Here is a 14979-nt window from a genome sequence, read left to right on the forward strand (position 1 = left end):
CTCACGGCTCCGCCCGCCCGCCGGCCTGGCTGCGGGCCGCATGGCTCACCCGGATCAGCAGCGCCACGATCGCCCAGTTGGTGACGACCGAGGACCCGCCCTGCGCCAGGAACGGCATCGCCATGCCGGTCAGCGGGATCAGCCCGGTCACCCCGCCCGCGATGACGAACACCTGGAGCGCCACGATCGAGGAGAGCCCGACCGCCAGCAGCCGCCCGAAGGGGTCGCGTGCGCCGAGGCCCGCCCGGTAACCGCGCTCCACCAGCAGCCCGTACAGCAGGAAGACGGCGGTCAGCCCGAGGAAGCCCAGCTCCTCCCCGGCGGTCGCCAGGATGAAGTCCGACTTGACGGCGAAGCCGATCAGGACCGAGTGGCCGAGGCCGAGCCCCGTGCCGGTCACCCCGCCCGCCGCGAAGGCGAAGAGGGACTGGGCCAGCTGGTTCGGCCCGTCGCCCGCCTCGATGGACGCGAAGGGGTGCAGCCAGTCCTCCACCCGGCTGTGCACGTGCGGCTCCAGCCAGCCCACGGCGACCGCGCCCAGCGAGGCCAGCACCAGGCCGACGGCGATCCATCCGGTGCGGCCGGTGGCGACGTAGAGCAGGACCACGAACAGGCCGAAGAAGAGCAGCGAGGTGCCGAGGTCGCGTTCCAGGACCAGGACGCCGACGCTGACCAGCCACACCGCCAGGATGGGGCCCAGCACCCGGCCGGTGGGCAGTTGCAGCCGCCACACCCTGCGGCCCGCGTACGCCAGCGCGCTGCGGTTGGCGGCCAGGTACGCGGCGAAGAACACCGCGAGCAGCACCTTCGCGAACTCGCCGGGCTGGATGGAGAAGTCCCCGATCCGGATCCAGATGCGGGCGCCGTTCACCGCGGGGAAGAAGATCGGCACGGTGAGCAGGGCGAGCGCGGCGGCGACGCAGACGTAGGCGTAGCGCTGGAGGACCCGGTGGTCGCGCAGGAGCAGCACGACCACGATGAACAGGGCGACCCCCAGCGTCGACCACACCAGCTGGGCCGGGGCCGCCCGGTCGCCCGGCGTCTCCAGGTCGAGCCGGTAGATCAGCACCAGGCCCAGGCCGTTGAGCAGCACCCCGATGGGCAGCAACAGCGGGTCCGCGTACGGGGCCCGCAGCCGCACCGCCAGATGGGCGAGGAGTGCCAGCACCCCGAGCCCGGCGCCGTAGCCGGCGGCGTCGGGCGGGAGGGCGTCGTGCTGCGCGAGGCCGACGTTGCAGTAGCCGAACACCGACAGCAGGACGGCCATCAGGATCAGCGCGAGTTCGATGCCCCGGCGCCGGGGAAGTCGGGCGACGGGAACGGGTGTGTCCGCCTGTGCCACGGTGAGTCCGGTTCCGGTTCCGGCCTTGGTCATGTCCGGAACTTACCCAAATGGTGTGGTCTGCGCGTCGTCCGGCTCAGCACCAGCGCGGCGCGGGGCCGATGTTGTCGATGTAACGGGCCGCGCCCCAGGCCCAGGTGCCGTCCGTGAGGAGGTACCACAGGGGGTTGCCCTTGACCTTGGAGCCGGGCGTCTTGCAGTAGATGGAGACGACCTCGCCCCGGCGGGCGTAGCGGATGACGTCCGCGCCGCGGCTCGGGGAGGTGCGCAGGGCGAGCCGGTCGGCCGTCACGACGCCCCGGTAACGGCCCTGCTCCTGGCGGCCGTCGTTCCCGCCCCACTCGTCGCCGCTGCCGCCCCCGCCGCCGTTTCCGTCCCGGGCGGCACCGGACGTGGAGCCCTGGTCACCGCCCCACCCGTCGTTCGCGACGGCGGGCGTGACGGCGACGGCGGTGGCGAGCACCCCGGCCGCGAGGGCGGTGGCGAGGCCGCGGACGAGGGGGAAGCGCGAGGCGGGTGCGGACAGTGGCGACATGGGAGTACCTCCCGGGAGCGAACGGGTCTTCAGGTGACTAACCGCCACATTAGGAGCGCCCCGTACGCGCCGCCCGCCGCACTGAGCCATCGGCGCAGCCACCCTGGTCACGGGCACGGGCACGGGCACGGGCACGGGCACGGACGGGGGCGGGGCCGGGTCAGGACTGCTGAGGCAGCGTCAGCCGGGCCAGCGCCCCGCCGTCCGGCGGGTTGGCGAACTCGAGCCGCGCCCCGAGCACCTCGGCCTGCCCCAGCGCGATGGTCAGCCCCAGTCCGTGCCCCTTGGTCCCGCCCTCGGTGCGAAAGCGCTGCGGCCCGTGCGCGAGCAGGTACTCCGGATAGCCGTCCCCGTGGTCCCGTACGGTGATCACCGCACCGTCCACGGTCAGTACCACCGGCCCCCGCCCGTGCCGGTGCGCGTTCGCGACCAGATTGCCCAGCACCCGCTCCAGGCGCCGCCGGTCGGTCTCCACCCGAGCGTCCCGTACGACGTCCACGCGCGTGGCGGTGCCCGAGCCCCGCACCACCCGCCGGGCCAGCGCGCCCAGCTCCTCCGGCTCCGTCTCCAGCCGCTCCCGCCCGCTCTCCAGCCGGGAGATCTCCAGCAGGTCCTCGGTGAGGGTGCGCAGCGCCGCCACCCGGTCCCGCACCAGCTCGGTGGGGCGGCCCGGCGGCAGCAGCTCGGCCGCCGCGTGCAGGCCGGTGAGCGGGGTGCGCAGCTCGTGCGCCACGTCGGCGGTGAAGCGCTGCTCGGCCAGCAGCTTGCCCTGGAGCGACGACGCCATCGAGTCCAGCGCGGCGGCGACCGACGCCACCTCGTCCTGCGCGCGCGTCGGATCCTGCGCGCGCGGATCGCCGACCCGGGCGTCGAGGTCGCCGGCGCTGATCCGCCGCGCCACCCGCGCCGTCGTGTGCAGCCGCCGCGTCACCCGCGTCACCGCGAACGCGCCGACCAGCAGCGTCGCCCCGATCGCCAGCCCCGACGACCACACGATGGCGCCGTCCAGACCGTCGATGGTGGCCTGGCCCTGGGAGTGGTCGACCCGCACCGCCAGCGCCCGGCCGTCCGCGGCGGGACCCGCCGCCCACATCGTGGGGTGCCCCTCGTAGTCGGCGGCCATCGTGCCGCGCCGGCCCGACACGGCCAGCTCGCGCAGCCGCGGCGGCAGCCCCGGCGGATCGATGCCGGCCCCGCGCCGCAGCGGGTCCCCCGCCTCGTAGGACTCCGTCGCCTCCCGCAGCCGGGACAGGGCGACGTCCCGGGCCTGGCCGACGGTCTGGTCGGTGACCGAGACGTGCACCAGGACGCCGAGCAGCGCGGCGAGTCCGCAGCACATCACGGCGATGAAGACGGCCGACCTCACCGCGAGCGGCCCGGCCCACCGGGGGAGCGCGAGCCTCACCGATCGCTCGCCCGGGACGACGGGGAGGACGGGGAGGCGGCGGCCGACGGCGACGCGGAGGGGCGCCTCGTGTGCCGCCCGCCGTCGGCGGTGCGGAGCATCTCGTCGCTGGTCAGCAGCATCGCCCGCTGATCGGCGTCCCAGGTCCACTGCAAGCGGTACTCGTAGCCGGCCACCTCCGAGGGCGAACGGACGATGACCGTCCGCCCGGCCAGCTCCACCGCGCTCACGGCGTCCTCGTAGGACATGACCCGCACCAGCCGGTCCTTCTCGACGGTGTAGACGCGCACGGCGGTCAGCTTCTCCGGCAGCAGCCGGAAGCCCAGCGTCATCTCGGGGCGCCCGTCACCGGTCAGGTCGCGGTAGTACGGCCGCAGCACCGGGCAGCCGGCGGCGCCGGCCCCGTCGCCGGTCCCGTCCGTGCCGCAGTCCGCCATCCGCACGGACGTCTCGTGGTACGGCGCCTTCGCGCCCGCGTAGTCGTCCGGGCGCGCGGCGATCTCGGCCCGCACCGCGGCCACCGGATCCACCCTGCGGACGTCGCCACCGGGCACGGCGACGCCCTCGACCACCGCGTGCTCCACCTCTCCGATGTCGTACGCCGGACTCGACGCGGGGGTCAGACCGGGCCACAGCCGGGCCGGACTGCGCGCGGCGGGCGTCGCCCCGGCGCCCCGCAGCCCGCCGGTGTCCCCGCAGGCGGCCAGCGCGCCGGCGGCGGCCGCGGTCGCCAGGAGCAGCGCGAGGGCGGCGGGGACACGGGCTGGGCGCCCGCGGCGGCTCGGGAGCACTGCACTCCTGGGGTCTGGGGACGGTGAACGGCGTCGGCGGTCCCGCACGGCGGGCGCGTGCCCTGGGACGTACGGAAGGCCATTTTGCGTGGGCGCGGGCCCGCCGGGCTACTCGGCGGAACAGGGCGAGGTGCGGCGCCCCCGGCGGACGCCGGGCCCGGACCGGCCGGACCGCGTCCGCGGGTCTGCCCAACCCCACCCGGAGGCAACCCGGTTCTTGCCCCGGCAGCACCCCGCCTGGTCCCATGGAGGGGGGTGATGTCGTGGAAGGGACTGCGCGTCATACCGACCTGGCGGCATGGCCGGGAACGGCTCTACGTCTGCCTTCCGGACGGCGGAAACGTCGCCTGGTACGACCGTGAGGCGGCCCGGGTCAACGTGCTGAGCGACGACCGCAGGGACGAGGTCCTGCACGCGCTGGCCCCCTTCCTCGCCGGACCGGTGGCCGTCGGCCCGCCCCCGGTCCCGACCCCGGCCGAACTGGCCCGGCTCGCCCTCCACCCGGACGACGACCTGGCCCCCAACCGCCCCGGCGAGGCGCTCCTGGTCGCCCTGGAACGCGAACCCGGACCCGCGCACCGGCTGCGCCCCGACCCCCGCCGCCGGGCACTCGCCGCCGAGCAGGCGACGGGCACGGCCCTGGACCGCCTCGACGGCGCCGGCTGGCACACCCTGCACTCCCTCCCGCTGCCCGGCGGCGACCGCGTCCACCACCTGCTGATCGGGCCCGGCGGCCTCTTCGCCCTCCACGTGCTGCCCGCCCGCAGACAGCGGGTCCGGATCGGCGACCCCCTGGTGACGCTGGGCCGCCGGACGCCGCAGCCCCTGCTGCGCCGGGTCCGCGCGGACGCCGACCGGGCCTCCCACGCCCTGACGGCCCAGGTCCACCCCGTCCTCGTCCTCGTCGAGCCGGCGCACGTGACCGTGACCGCCCCGCCCCGTTCGGTGCGCGTCCTCACGGACGGGGAACTGCCCGGCCTGGCCCGGACGGGCGGGACGCTGAAACCGGCGGACGTGGAGGCCCTGCACGCCACGGCCCGGGACCGCGCCACCTGGGCCCGCCTCTGACCGGCGCTCGGCATCCGGTGCCCGGCGTGTCCGGCGCGTCCGGAGTGTCCGGCGTCCGGTGTCAGGGCAGCTTCGCGGCCCGTCTCCGGTCGAACAGCGGCGCCAGCAGGTCGCCGTAGTCCTCCACCCGGGGCCCGAGGTCTCCGGTACGGAAGACGAACTGCTCCGCCCGCCCGCACCCGGCGACCTCGTCCCACGTCACCGGGGTGGACACCGCGGGCACCGAGCGGGCCCGCACGGTGTAGGGGGCGGCCGTGGTCTTGCGGGCGGCGTTCTGGCTCCAGTCCACGAACACCTTCCCCGGCCGCAGGCTGCGCGTCATCCGGTGCACCACCAGTGCGGGCAGCGCCTTCTCCGCCTCCACCGCCAGCGCCTTCGCGTACTCCGACACCCGCTCCGAGGACGACCCGCGCACCCCCGCCAGCAGGTGCAGCCCCTTGGCCCCGGACGTCTTGGCATACGCCTCGATCCCGTCCGCCGCCAGCCGCTCCCGCAGCCACAGCGCGACCTCGCAGCACTGCACCACGGTCGCGGGCGGCCCGGGGTCCAGGTCGAACACCAGCCGGTCGGCCTCGTCGGGGTCGTCCGCGGTCCACTGGTGGGTGTGGAACTCGGTCACCAGGTTCGCCGCCCACATGAGGCTCGCCAGGTCCTGCACCAGCACCATCCGGGCCGGGCCCTCCGAACGGGGCACCTCGGCCGTGGTGACCCAGTCGGGCGTACCCGGCGGCACGTTCTTGGTGAAGAACAGCTGCCCGTCCGGGCCGTCCGGGTACCGCAGGAAGGAGACCGGGCGGTCCCGCAGGTGCGGCAGCAGCACCCGCGCGGTCGTCGCGTAGTAGTGCAGCAGCTCGCCCTTGGTGAGGCCGGCCGCGGGATACAGCACCTTGTCCAGGTTGCTGAGGGCCACCCGCCGCCCCTCCACTTCCGTCATCGGCGCCATACCATGAGAATCTCATGAAACAGGGACAAAACGCCTGAGAGGCCCCGAAAGGAAGGGTGCTGCACGTGCGATCCATCTGGAACGGCGCCATCTCCTTCGGCCTGGTCAGCATCCCGATCAAGCTGGTCAACGCGACCGAGAGCCACGCGGTCTCCTTCCGCCAGATCCACACGGAGGACGGCGGCCGGATCCGCTACCGCAAGGTCTGCGAACTGGAGGACCGCGAGGTCACCCAGGCCGAGATCGGCAAGGCCTACGAGGACGCCGACGGCTCGATGATCCCGATCACCGACGAGGACCTGTCCCAGCTGCCGATCCCGACGGCCCGCACGATCGAGATCGTGGCGTTCGTGCCCGAGGACCGCATCGACCCGCTCCAGATGGGCTCGGCCTACTACCTCGCGGCGAGCGGCGCCCCCGCGGCCAAGCCGTACACCCTGCTGCGCGAGGCGCTCAAGCGCAGCAACCGCGTCGCGATCGCCAAGTTCGCGCTGCGCGGCAGGGAGCGCCTGGGCATGCTCCGGGTCGTCGGCGACGCCATCGCGATGCACGGCCTGCTGTGGCCGGACGAGGTGCGGGCCCCCGAGGGAGTCGCCCCGGAGGGCGGCGTCACCGTGCGCGACCAGGAACTGGACCTCGCGGACGCCCTCATGGACACCCTCGGCGAGATCGACCTGGACGACCTGCACGACGAGTACCGGGAGGCCGTCGAGGAGGTCGTCGCCGCCAAGGCCTCCGGCGAGCGGCCCCCGGAGGCCCGCGAGGAGGCGGCACCCGGCAAGGTGCTCGACCTGATGGCCGCGCTGGAGAGCAGTGTGCGGGCGGCCCGGGAGTCCCGGGACGGCGAGGGTGCCGGCCCCGCCGAGGAGGCCGAGGTCAGGTCCCTGCCGCAGCGCAAGACCTCGTCGCGCCGCACCCCCAAGGAGACCGGCGGCAAGAAGTCCGCCTCGACGGCCGCGAAGAAGACGGCGGCGAAGAAGGCGGAGCCCAGGAAGTCGACGGCGAAGTCCACGTCGACGGCGGCGAAGAAGACGGCGGCCAAGGGCACCGCCAAGAAGACCGCGGCCAAGAGCACGGCCGGGAGCGGCGACAAGGGCGGGGCCAGGAACACCCCCAGGAAGACGGCGTCCCGCAGGCGCAGCGCCTGACGAGTCAGTCGAACGTCCGGGAAGGGGTGGACGCCCGGGGTATCGCGGACGGGGCGGGCTCGAAGACGGCGGGGCTCGCGGCGCCGGACTCCGCCGGAGCGAGGGACTCCGCGAGCTGATCGGTGGGGGAGCCCGCCCCGGAGTCCGCCCCGGAGTCCGCCGTGGGCAGGGTGGGGCTCTCCTCCAGGCGCTGCCCGATCGTTTCGGCGGGCCCGCCGCCCGGCGTGGCCGGGCCGCTGGACAGCTGCGACCACGCGGTCAGGGCGACGGCGAGCGCGGCGGCCGTGCCGAGCACCCGGCCGACCCGCCGCACCCGGGACCGGCCGTCCAGCTCGCGCCAGGCGGTCCCCGCCCACGTGTCCTGCGGGCGCCACGCCTCGCCGACCGTGTCGGCGGGGCGGACCGAGCGGCCGGGCCGGCCCGCGGGGGGTTCCGGCCGCCAGCCGGGGAGGCGGTCCCGTGCGGCGGGCTCCCTGGGGGCGGAGGCGCGGATGGCGCGTTCGTCGTCCTCCAGGAACAGCCGCCAGACGTGCTCGGGCACCGACGGCGTACCGTCCGGCTCGCCCGGGGTGTCGCCGCTGCCCGGCCCGGAAGCGGTCATGGTCCCGCTCTTCCTGTCGTCGGTCCCCGGTCGGCGGGGGCAGGAGGAAGGGAACGGCCCGCCCACCACCGGTACCGGCGCCGGATGGTCATGGCCGGCGGACTCCGTCGGCCGCCAACCCCTAAGAACGAGCGGGGCCCGGGGCCCGTTCCCCCGGCCGCGGGTCGTGACTCGGTCGTAATGGTGCCCGAGGAGGGGCGGGGCGGGGCGGGACATGCTGCGCGGGCCGGGGCGGTCCATGGTGCCCGGCCGGGGCGGTCCGGCTCAGGAGCCCGCCGGGGACGGAGTGGGCGTCGGGGAGGCGGTGTTCACGTTCAGGTCGGGACGCGGCTTGAGCACGAGCACCTGCTCGCCCGGCTGCGGCGGGGGCGGGGTGACCTTCTCCCGGGGCAGCTTCGCCGGGCCGGTCTGGTTGAAGGTGACCTGGTCGTACTCGACCAGCCCGGTCTTCTCCAGCACCGTGATGTGGTCCAGGACGGTGTCGTTGGCCAGGTCCGCCAGCTGCCGCACGAGCGTGTTCTTGGTGGACGCCCGGATCTTGGCGATCGCCGGGAAGATCTGGCCGTGGGTCACCCGCATGATGTTGACCGCCGAAGAGTCGAACTCCTTGCCGGTCTTGGCGTCCACCGTCGCCACGAAGCCCTCCTGCTGCGGCGAGGCCCGGTTGGGGAGGGTGATGCCCAGCTCGGGGGCGATCTCGCGGCACATCGCGTCGAGACCGGCGTGCCCGACGACCAGGTGCTCGCCGGCCGTCTTCATCGCCTTCGTCGTCCCGCGCTCCATCACCATCTCGCCCAGCGGGTACTCCCACAGCCCGGCGGCCCGGACCTTGACCACGAAGTCCCGGTCCGCCTCGGTGAGCGGACCGGACTTCGTACTGGCCACCACCCGGTCCTGGTTGCCGTCGGGCTTGTCCAGACCGAGCACGGCCGGGAAGGCCAGCGCGGTGAGGGTCAGGGTCATCGCACCGAACAGGACGACGACTCCGATCCTGCTGCGGGACAGGCGCATGGTGCCTCCAGGGGCGACGCGACACGGGTACGCCAGGAGGTACGGAAGCGGCGGGCGGATCCTTCACCGCTCCGGCACAAAACTTGCGGGGCCGGTGCGGGACCCGCTCCCGGCCCGCCGCCACGCCGGCCCCGGCCCTGGCCCCGGCCCCGGTCAGCCGAGGTCGGCGCCGTACACGCGCTCGACCGTGATGGTGAGCAGCACCCGCCGGTCCGACACCATCACCGCCCGGTACTCGTCCCAGTCCGGGTGCTCCCCGGACACGGCGCGGTAGTACTCCACCAGCGCCTCCACCTCCGGCCCGTGCGGGTCGGTGCCCGGCCCGGTGAGGGTGGCGACGCCCTCGGCGCTGGCCCAGGACCTGCCGTCCGCGGCGGTCACCTCCAGCACGGCCCGCGGGTCCCGGCGCAGGTTCGCCGTCTTGGCCAGCCCCTCCCGCGTCGACACGCGGATGACGCCGGCCTCCGGGTCGTAGGCGGGCATGACGGGCGAGAGCTGCGGGCGGCCGTCCGACTTGATCGTCGCCAGGACGCCGAGCCGGCTCCCGGCCAGCAGGGTGCGGGGGTCGAAGCGCTCCGTGGTGGTCATGGAGCGATCATCGCCCCCCGCCCCGCGGCCTGTCCCGCGAACCGTCCGCCGAATGCGCCCCGCGGGCCGTGGGGGGGCGACTCAGGGCACCGAGGGGCCGCCCAGGTAGTCGCCGGCCTCGTCGTAGGGCCAGGCGTTGGCCACGCATCCCTTGAGGCCCTTGATCTGCTGCATCATCGCCGGCGCGGGCCGGCCGGCGCCGGGGCAGGTCTCGTGGCCGTGGCCGATGCGGTGGCCGACCTCGTGGTTGACGATCAGCGCCCGGTACTCGTGGATCGGGCCGTCGAACTCCGGCGAACCCAGCACCCAGCGCTTCAGGTTCACCACGACGTCCGTGCCGACGCTGCAATTGACCTCGCCCCGGGTGAGCAGGCCCGCGGCGCCGCAGATCTTGTCCACCGTGCCCGGCGTGGCGATCTTCACCACGAAGTCGTAGGAACCGCTGCTGACCAGCCGGAAGGAGTTGGTGCCGTCCTGGGTCCAGCCGCGGTCGTCGGCGAGCACCTCGGATATCTCGTCGGCGGCGGCGCTCGGCCGGATGTCGACGCCGTCCTCGACGAGGACCTTGTAGCGGCGTACGCGGCTGCCGGTGCCCACGGTCGTGCCGTCGGCCTGGGCGGTGACGAAGGTGCCGGGGCCGGTCGCCGGAATGGCGATGGTGGAGGGGGACGGCGAGACCGACGGCGACGGCGAGGCCTTCAGGGACGGGGACGGCGAGGGGGAGGAGGAGGCCGACGGCTTCGCGGTCGAGGCGTCCAGGGCGTCCGTGACGTCGGCCACCTGGTCGTCCGTCACCGGCGGCCGGGTCTCCCGCCAGTAGGCGACGGCTGCACCCGCGGTGAGCAGGACGGCCCCGAGGGCGAGGCAGGCCAGGATCGCGCGGGCCGGCCCCCTGCGTCTGCGTCTGCGGGCGCGGGATCTGTGCCCGGCGCCGTCCGGCCCGGTTCTCCGGCTGCTCCGGCGGGCGGTGGATCGGCCCACGGCGTGCGTCCTCTCTGCTGGTCGTCGGGGCACGCACAGCCATCTCCGGTGTGCTGTTGTACCCCCAAGATCCAAGCGGACGCACGTGCGAAATCGTCACCGTTTCCGACGTGTCCCTTCTCACGCGGACATTCGGTCCGTGGACGCAACCGTTCGATGCCCCGGAACGTCTTCGTCGGAGCCGCCCGGAGGACATCCGGGCGACCCCGACGCATGCGGGGACGGAGTGCCGTCAGTGGGCGGGGGTCCGCTCCCAGCGGTAGAAGCAGCGCGCCATCGCGTCCTTGGGACCGCGCCAGGTCGCCGGGTCGTACGCCGAGACGTACGGCTCGAGCCGCTCGCTGACCTGGCGGAACTCCGGGTGCCCGGTCAGCCTGCCGATGGTGGGGGCCGGGTCCTCGTCGCTCTCGATGAGGTGCAGGTACACGCCGTCACCGAACTCGAAGAGGCTGCGCCGGTTGACGCCCACCAGGTGCGGCAGTTCGCCGCCGTCGGACTCCGCGAACACCTTCGCGATGTCCGGTGCCGCGCCGGGTGCCATCCGGGCGACGATCAGTGTGTGGTGCATGGGGGTGCTGCCCTTCGCCGCTGTCGGTCGGGGTCGGTCCGTGCCGGCCGGGGTGCCGGACGCCCGGTGCGGGACGCCCGGTGTCGGTCTCCCGGTGTCAGTCGGCGAGCACCGACGCGGTGCGCCGCTCGCCCGCCGCCTGCTCGATCCGGTCCCGGATCAGGGCCATCTGCGTACGGGAGTTGCGGTTGATGTTGTCCGTCATCCAGGCGTCGTCCACGGGCGCGTCCGGCTTCATCGCGAAGTCCTGCGTCCAGCGCATGACGGTGCCCTCGGCGGTCTCCGCGTACTCCCAGACGATGTTCATGTACTGGAAGGGGCCGGTCTCCACGCGCTGGGCGCGGACGGTGCGGGTGACGGGGTCGGCGACCCGCTCGGAGACCCAGCTCCACACCTTGCCGTCGGCGTCCGGGTGCATGGTGAGCCGGAAGGTGACCTTGTCGTCGTCGCGCCCGAGCACCTCCACGGAGGCGTACTCGCTGAACAGTCCGGGCCACTTCTCGATGTCGTTGGTCATGTTCCAGACCAGCTCCATCGGGGCGGCGATGGTGATCTCGTTGTCGGTGTGCCCTGCCATGTCACACTCCCGTCTTGAGGGCGCCGTTGATCAGCGCGAGGAAATCCGCGGGCGTCTTGCAGCGCTCGGCCTGCTCGGGCAGGCCCAGGCCGTACCGCTTCTCCAGCTCGGCCACGATGCCCAGCAGGCCGAGGGAGTCCAGGCCGAAGGTGTCGAAACCGTCGTCGGCCTGCTGCCGGAGGGTGACCGGGTCGACGTGCACGCCGGCGGTGCGCTTCATCAGCGCCGACAGCTCCTCGACGGTCACCTGGTAGTCCAGTTGGTCGGTCATGGTGTCCTCCTTGACTCGGGTTGGCCGGCCACGGGCACCGCCCGTGGCCGTTGGTCGTCGTCCGGCCGTCAGCGGCCCCCGGGCGGTACCGCGCCCCGGCGCAGGACGAGCGCCGAGTTGGACCCCATGAGGCCCCGCGCCAGGACCAGGGCCGTGCGCGGCTCGGCGGGGCGGGCCCGGCCGGTCACCAGGTCCAGGTCGTGGCACACGTCCAGCACGTGCGGGGTCGGCGGGATCAGCCCGTGCTCCATCGCGAGCACCGCCGTCGCCACGTCGAGGACCGGCGCCGCGCAGTACGCCCGCCCGGTCCCGGTCTTGGGCGCGGTGACCGGCACCCGGGCCGCGTGCGGGCCGAGCGCGTCGGCCAGCGCCAGCGCCTCGGCCCGGTCGGCCTCCGGGACCCCGAGCGCGTCCGCGAAGACGACGTCGACGTCCTCGGGCCGGCAGCCCGCCTCGGCCAGGGCTCCCCGGATCGCGCGGGCCAGCCCCTCCCGGGACCGCTCCCAGTGGCCGGGGCCGGTGAAGGTCGCCGCGTGCCCGGCCACCGTCGCCCGTACGTCCGCGCCGCGCTCCCGGGCCGCCGCCTCCTCCTCCACGAGGAGTACGGCCCCGCCCTCGGCCGGTGCGAACCCGCAGGCGGCACCGGTGAACGGGCGGTAGGCGCGGTCGGGTTCGACGGCCCGGCTCAGCTCGGGGTAGCCCAGCTGGCAGACGATCGAGTACGGGGCCAGCGGCGCCTCCGTCGCGCCGCAGACCACCGTGTCGGTGCCGTTGCGCACGGCCAGCGCGGCGTGCGCCAGGGCGTCCAGGCCGCCCGCCTCGTCGGCGGCGACGACCCCGCAGGGGCCCTTGAAGTCGTTGCGTATGGAGACCTGGCCGGTGCTGGCCGCGTAGAACCAGGCGATCGACTGGTACGGGCCGACGTGGCGCGAGCCGTGCCCCCACAGGTTCTGCAACTCCCGCTGCCCGAACTCGCCGCCGCCCGAACCCGCCGCGGTGACGACGCCGACCGAGAACGGCGAGTCCGCGTCGGCCCGGGCGAACCGGGCGTCGGCCAGCGCGTGCTGGGTGGCGGCCAGCGCGAAGTGCGTGAACCGGTCGGTCTGGACGAGGAAGCGGTCCTCGACCGTCTCGGCCGCGTCGAAGCCGGGCACCTCGCCCGCGACCCGCAGCGGCAGGTCCGCGCAGCCCTCCCGGGTGACGGGGCCGAGGCTGCTGACGCCGTCGGCGACCGCCTTCCAGTGCGCCTCGACACCGGTGCCGTGCGGCGACACCACGCCGAGTCCGGTGACGACCGCCCGCCGGCTCCCACCGCCGGTGCCGGTCCGTTGTGGTCCGCTCATCGCAGCCCTCCTTCACTGCCGCTCAGTACGACCGCCGACTGGAAGCCGCCGAAGCCGCTGCCCACCGACAGGACGTGCCGCAGCGTCCGCTCCCGTGCCTCGCGCGGCACGTAGTCCAGGTCGCACTCGGGGTCGGGGGTCGTGTAGTTGGCCGTGGGCGGCACCACCTGGTGGGCCATCGCCAGGACGCACGCGGCCAGTTCGATGGAGCCGATCGCGCCGAGCGAGTGACCCACCATCGACTTGATGGAGCTCATCGGCGTCGCGTAGGCGTGCTCGCCCAGCGAGCGCTTGACGGCCGCGGTCTCGTGCCGGTCGTTCTGCTGGGTGCCGGAGCCGTGCGCGTTGACGTAGTCGATCGCCGAGCCGTCGATGCCGGCCATGTCCAGGGCCGTGTCGATGGCCCGCGCCATCTCCAGGCCCTCCTTGGTGAGCCCGGTCATGTGGTACGCGTTGCCGAAGGTGGCGTAGCCGGATATCTCGCAGTACACGTCCGCGCCCCGGGCCCGCGCGTGCTCCAGGTCCTCCAGGACGAGCACCGCCGCGCCCTCGCCCATCACGAAGCCGTTGCGGTCGGCGTCGAAGGGGCGGGAGGCGTGCGCCGGGTCGTCGTTGTTCGGCGAGGTCGCCTTGATGGCGTCGAAGCAGGCCATGGTGATCGGCGATATCGGCGAGTCCGCCGCGCCCGCCAGGCACACGTCGACCCGCCCCTCGGCGACCGCGTGATAGGCGTACCCGACCGCGTCGAGACCGGACGTGCACCCGGTGGAGACGGTCTGCACCGGCCCGCGCACCCCGAACTCCTCGGCGACCGCGGAGGAGAGGGTGGCGGGGGTGAACGCGCGCTCCAGGTGCGGCTCGGCCCGCCGGTCGTCGACGTCCCAGCGCGAGCCGCGCTCGCTGACGAGGACGTAGTCGTGCTCCAGCCGGGTGGTGCCGCCGACCGCGGTGCCGAGGGTGGCACCGGCCCGCCAGGGGTCCTCGCGGTCCATGTCGAGGTTCGCGTCCCGGACCGCCTCCGAGGCGGCCACCAGCGCGAACTGCACGTACCGGTCGCAGCGCTGGGCGGTGGCGAGGCCGAGCCCGTGGTCGGACGGCTCGAAGTCGCACTCGGCGGCGATCTGCGAACGCAGCCCGGCCGGGTCGAACAGGGAGATGCGGCGCGTCGCCGTACGGCCTTCGGACAGCAGCCCCCAGAACTGGGGCACGCCGATCCCGCCCGGGGCGACGACGCCTATGCCCGTGACGGCGACCCGGCGCCGGGTCATGACACCACCTCGGCCGCCGGTGCGGGCCGCTCGTGCCCGGCGCCGCCCGCGTGCGCGTGCGCCCCGTCGCAGGGGAGGGCGTTGCCCTCGGCGTCCTCCGTGTCGACGTGGCCCAGCTCCGGCCGCGGGGCCAGCGGCCCCAGGTGGAACACGAGCCGCGCCTCGACGTCCCCCGCGTTGCGGAAGCGGTGGCGCATGTCCTGCGGGATCAGCAGCCCCTGCCCGGTGGCGAGCGAGTGCGGCACCCCGTCCAGGTCGACCTCGAGGGTGCCCTCCGTGACGTACACGAACTCCTCGGAGTACGGGTGGTAGTGCTCGGCGATGCGGTCGCCGGGCTGCACGATGGCCACCCCCATGAAGCCGCTGGTCGACCCGGCGGTGGTGGGGGTGAGAAGGGCGCGGAGGTCTCCGCCGCGGCGGCGGTTCGGCGCGATGTCGCCGAGGGAGACGATGCGTACCTGCTGGTCTGTCATGTCGTTCACTCCGGGGTGACGGGAGGACGGGGGAGGAGAAGCGGGGGGGGGGAGGGGTTCGCGCGG

17 protein-coding genes are annotated in these 14979 nt (G+C 74.4%); 2 read left to right on the forward strand and 15 right to left on the reverse strand.

The genetic code is table 11. The features are described from left to right. Window position 1: 1 nt before the first annotated feature. From Sco07f_RS28535 to Sco07f_RS28555, 4 genes are all read right to left on the reverse strand, one after another. Window positions 2-1375, reverse strand: coding sequence for an FtsW/RodA/SpoVE family cell cycle protein (locus Sco07f_RS28535; protein ID WP_167468251.1), 1374 nt, complete (start codon window positions 1373-1375; stop codon window positions 2-4). Between the two features lie 43 nt (window positions 1376-1418). Then, a complete protein-coding gene (locus tag Sco07f_RS28540) occupies window positions 1419-1877 on the reverse strand; it encodes an SH3 domain-containing protein (protein ID WP_108989573.1) in 459 nt (152 codons plus the stop codon). 160 nt (window positions 1878-2037) lie between these two features. Continuing rightward, window positions 2038-3282, reverse strand: coding sequence for an ATP-binding protein (locus Sco07f_RS28550; RefSeq protein ID WP_054099040.1), 1245 nt, complete (start codon window positions 3280-3282; stop codon window positions 2038-2040). After that, a complete protein-coding gene (locus Sco07f_RS28555) occupies window positions 3279-4073 on the reverse strand; it encodes a hypothetical protein (RefSeq protein WP_108989574.1) in 795 nt (264 codons plus the stop codon). Before Sco07f_RS28555 ends, Sco07f_RS28550 begins: the two co-directional genes overlap by 4 nt. 258 nt (window positions 4074-4331) lie before the next feature. Here Sco07f_RS28555 and Sco07f_RS28560 point away from each other — a divergent pair, with 258 nt between their 5' ends. Beyond that, a complete protein-coding gene (locus Sco07f_RS28560) occupies window positions 4332-5141 on the forward strand; it encodes a nuclease-related domain-containing protein (protein ID WP_108989575.1) in 810 nt (269 codons plus the stop codon). A 61-nt stretch (window positions 5142-5202) separates the two neighbouring features. On the opposite strand, the gene ligD is transcribed toward Sco07f_RS28560, so the two are convergent. Next, window positions 5203-6084, reverse strand: a complete 882-nt coding sequence (ligD, locus tag Sco07f_RS28565; protein ID WP_054099037.1) for a non-homologous end-joining DNA ligase — start codon at window positions 6082-6084, stop codon at window positions 5203-5205. A gap of 65 nt (window positions 6085-6149) precedes the next feature. Here ligD and ku point away from each other — a divergent pair, with 65 nt between their 5' ends. Further along, window positions 6150-7232, forward strand: a complete 1083-nt coding sequence (gene ku, locus Sco07f_RS28570; RefSeq protein ID WP_007444634.1) for a non-homologous end joining protein Ku — start codon at window positions 6150-6152, stop codon at window positions 7230-7232. Window positions 7233-7236: 4 nt separating this feature from the next. Here the strand turns inward: ku and Sco07f_RS28575 are convergent, their stop codons facing one another. From Sco07f_RS28575 to Sco07f_RS28620, 10 genes are all read right to left on the reverse strand, one after another. Next, window positions 7237-7833, reverse strand: coding sequence for a hypothetical protein (locus tag Sco07f_RS28575; protein WP_108989576.1), 597 nt, complete (start codon window positions 7831-7833; stop codon window positions 7237-7239). Window positions 7834-8097: 264 nt separating this feature from the next. Further along, the gene (locus Sco07f_RS28580; RefSeq protein WP_007444678.1) at window positions 8098-8844 is read right to left on the reverse strand and encodes a DUF4142 domain-containing protein; all 747 of its coding nucleotides are present in this window, start codon (window positions 8842-8844) and stop codon (window positions 8098-8100) included. Between the two features lie 153 nt (window positions 8845-8997). Further along, on the reverse strand, window positions 8998-9432 hold the full coding sequence (locus Sco07f_RS28585) for a PPOX class F420-dependent oxidoreductase (protein ID WP_087789540.1): 435 nt from the start codon (window positions 9430-9432) through the stop codon (window positions 8998-9000). 81 nt (window positions 9433-9513) lie between these two features. After that, window positions 9514-10413 (reverse strand): DUF3152 domain-containing protein, encoded by a 900-nt coding sequence (locus Sco07f_RS28590; RefSeq protein WP_007444681.1) that lies wholly within the window; start codon window positions 10411-10413, stop codon window positions 9514-9516. A 232-nt stretch (window positions 10414-10645) separates the two neighbouring features. Beyond that, window positions 10646-10981: a TcmI family type II polyketide cyclase gene (locus Sco07f_RS28595; RefSeq protein ID WP_007444682.1), complete on the reverse strand. Its 336-nt coding sequence runs from the start codon at window positions 10979-10981 to the stop codon at window positions 10646-10648. Between the two features lie 97 nt (window positions 10982-11078). Further along, complete coding sequence (locus tag Sco07f_RS28600; RefSeq protein WP_003973657.1) at window positions 11079-11558, reverse strand: SRPBCC family protein; 480 nt, start codon at window positions 11556-11558, stop codon at window positions 11079-11081. 1 nt (window position 11559) lies between these two features. After that, entirely contained in the window at window positions 11560-11829 is a 270-nt protein-coding gene (locus Sco07f_RS28605) for an acyl carrier protein (protein WP_007444685.1), read from the reverse strand. Window positions 11830-11897: 68 nt separating this feature from the next. Then, a complete protein-coding gene (locus Sco07f_RS28610; RefSeq protein ID WP_108989577.1) occupies window positions 11898-13172 on the reverse strand; it encodes a ketosynthase chain-length factor in 1275 nt (424 codons plus the stop codon). Beyond that, complete coding sequence (locus tag Sco07f_RS28615; protein ID WP_054099032.1) at window positions 13169-14440, reverse strand: beta-ketoacyl-[acyl-carrier-protein] synthase family protein; 1272 nt, start codon at window positions 14438-14440, stop codon at window positions 13169-13171. The genes Sco07f_RS28610 and Sco07f_RS28615 overlap by 4 nt, the downstream gene beginning before the upstream one ends. Beyond that, entirely contained in the window at window positions 14437-14913 is a 477-nt protein-coding gene (locus Sco07f_RS28620; protein ID WP_087789536.1) for a cupin domain-containing protein, read from the reverse strand. Before Sco07f_RS28620 ends, Sco07f_RS28615 begins: the two co-directional genes overlap by 4 nt. Window positions 14914-14979: the final 66 nt, after the last annotated feature.

This window comes from Streptomyces coelicoflavus (assembly GCF_003112555.1).
Classification (GTDB): domain Bacteria; phylum Actinomycetota; class Actinomycetes; order Streptomycetales; family Streptomycetaceae; genus Streptomyces; species Streptomyces coelicoflavus.

What these genes read in the sequence shown, in the direction of transcription:
- Sco07f_RS28615 (WP_054099032.1), bottom strand. Translation starts at nt 14,440, where the DNA reads ATGACCCGGCGCCGGGTCGCCGTCACGGGCATAGGCGTCGTCGCCCCG.
- ligD (WP_054099037.1), bottom strand. Translation starts at nt 6,084, where the DNA reads ATGGCGCCGATGACGGAAGTGGAGGGGCGGCGGGTGGCCCTCAGCAAC.
- Sco07f_RS28580 (WP_007444678.1), bottom strand. Translation starts at nt 8,844, where the DNA reads ATGCGCCTGTCCCGCAGCAGGATCGGAGTCGTCGTCCTGTTCGGTGCG.
- Sco07f_RS28585 (WP_087789540.1), bottom strand. Translation starts at nt 9,432, where the DNA reads ATGACCACCACGGAGCGCTTCGACCCCCGCACCCTGCTGGCCGGGAGC.
- Sco07f_RS28535 (WP_167468251.1), bottom strand. Translation starts at nt 1,375, where the DNA reads ATGACCAAGGCCGGAACCGGAACCGGACTCACCGTGGCACAGGCGGAC.
- Sco07f_RS28605 (WP_007444685.1), bottom strand. Translation starts at nt 11,829, where the DNA reads ATGACCGACCAACTGGACTACCAGGTGACCGTCGAGGAGCTGTCGGCG.
- Sco07f_RS28620 (WP_087789536.1), bottom strand. Translation starts at nt 14,913, where the DNA reads ATGACAGACCAGCAGGTACGCATCGTCTCCCTCGGCGACATCGCGCCG.
- Sco07f_RS28540 (WP_108989573.1), bottom strand. Translation starts at nt 1,877, where the DNA reads ATGTCGCCACTGTCCGCACCCGCCTCGCGCTTCCCCCTCGTCCGCGGC.
- Sco07f_RS28610 (WP_108989577.1), bottom strand. Translation starts at nt 13,172, where the DNA reads ATGAGCGGACCACAACGGACCGGCACCGGCGGTGGGAGCCGGCGGGCG.
- Sco07f_RS28575 (WP_108989576.1), bottom strand. Translation starts at nt 7,833, where the DNA reads ATGACCGCTTCCGGGCCGGGCAGCGGCGACACCCCGGGCGAGCCGGAC.
- Sco07f_RS28600 (WP_003973657.1), bottom strand. Translation starts at nt 11,558, where the DNA reads ATGGCAGGGCACACCGACAACGAGATCACCATCGCCGCCCCGATGGAG.
- Sco07f_RS28560 (WP_108989575.1), top strand. Translation starts at nt 4,332, where the DNA reads ATGTCGTGGAAGGGACTGCGCGTCATACCGACCTGGCGGCATGGCCGG.
- Sco07f_RS28595 (WP_007444682.1), bottom strand. Translation starts at nt 10,981, where the DNA reads ATGCACCACACACTGATCGTCGCCCGGATGGCACCCGGCGCGGCACCG.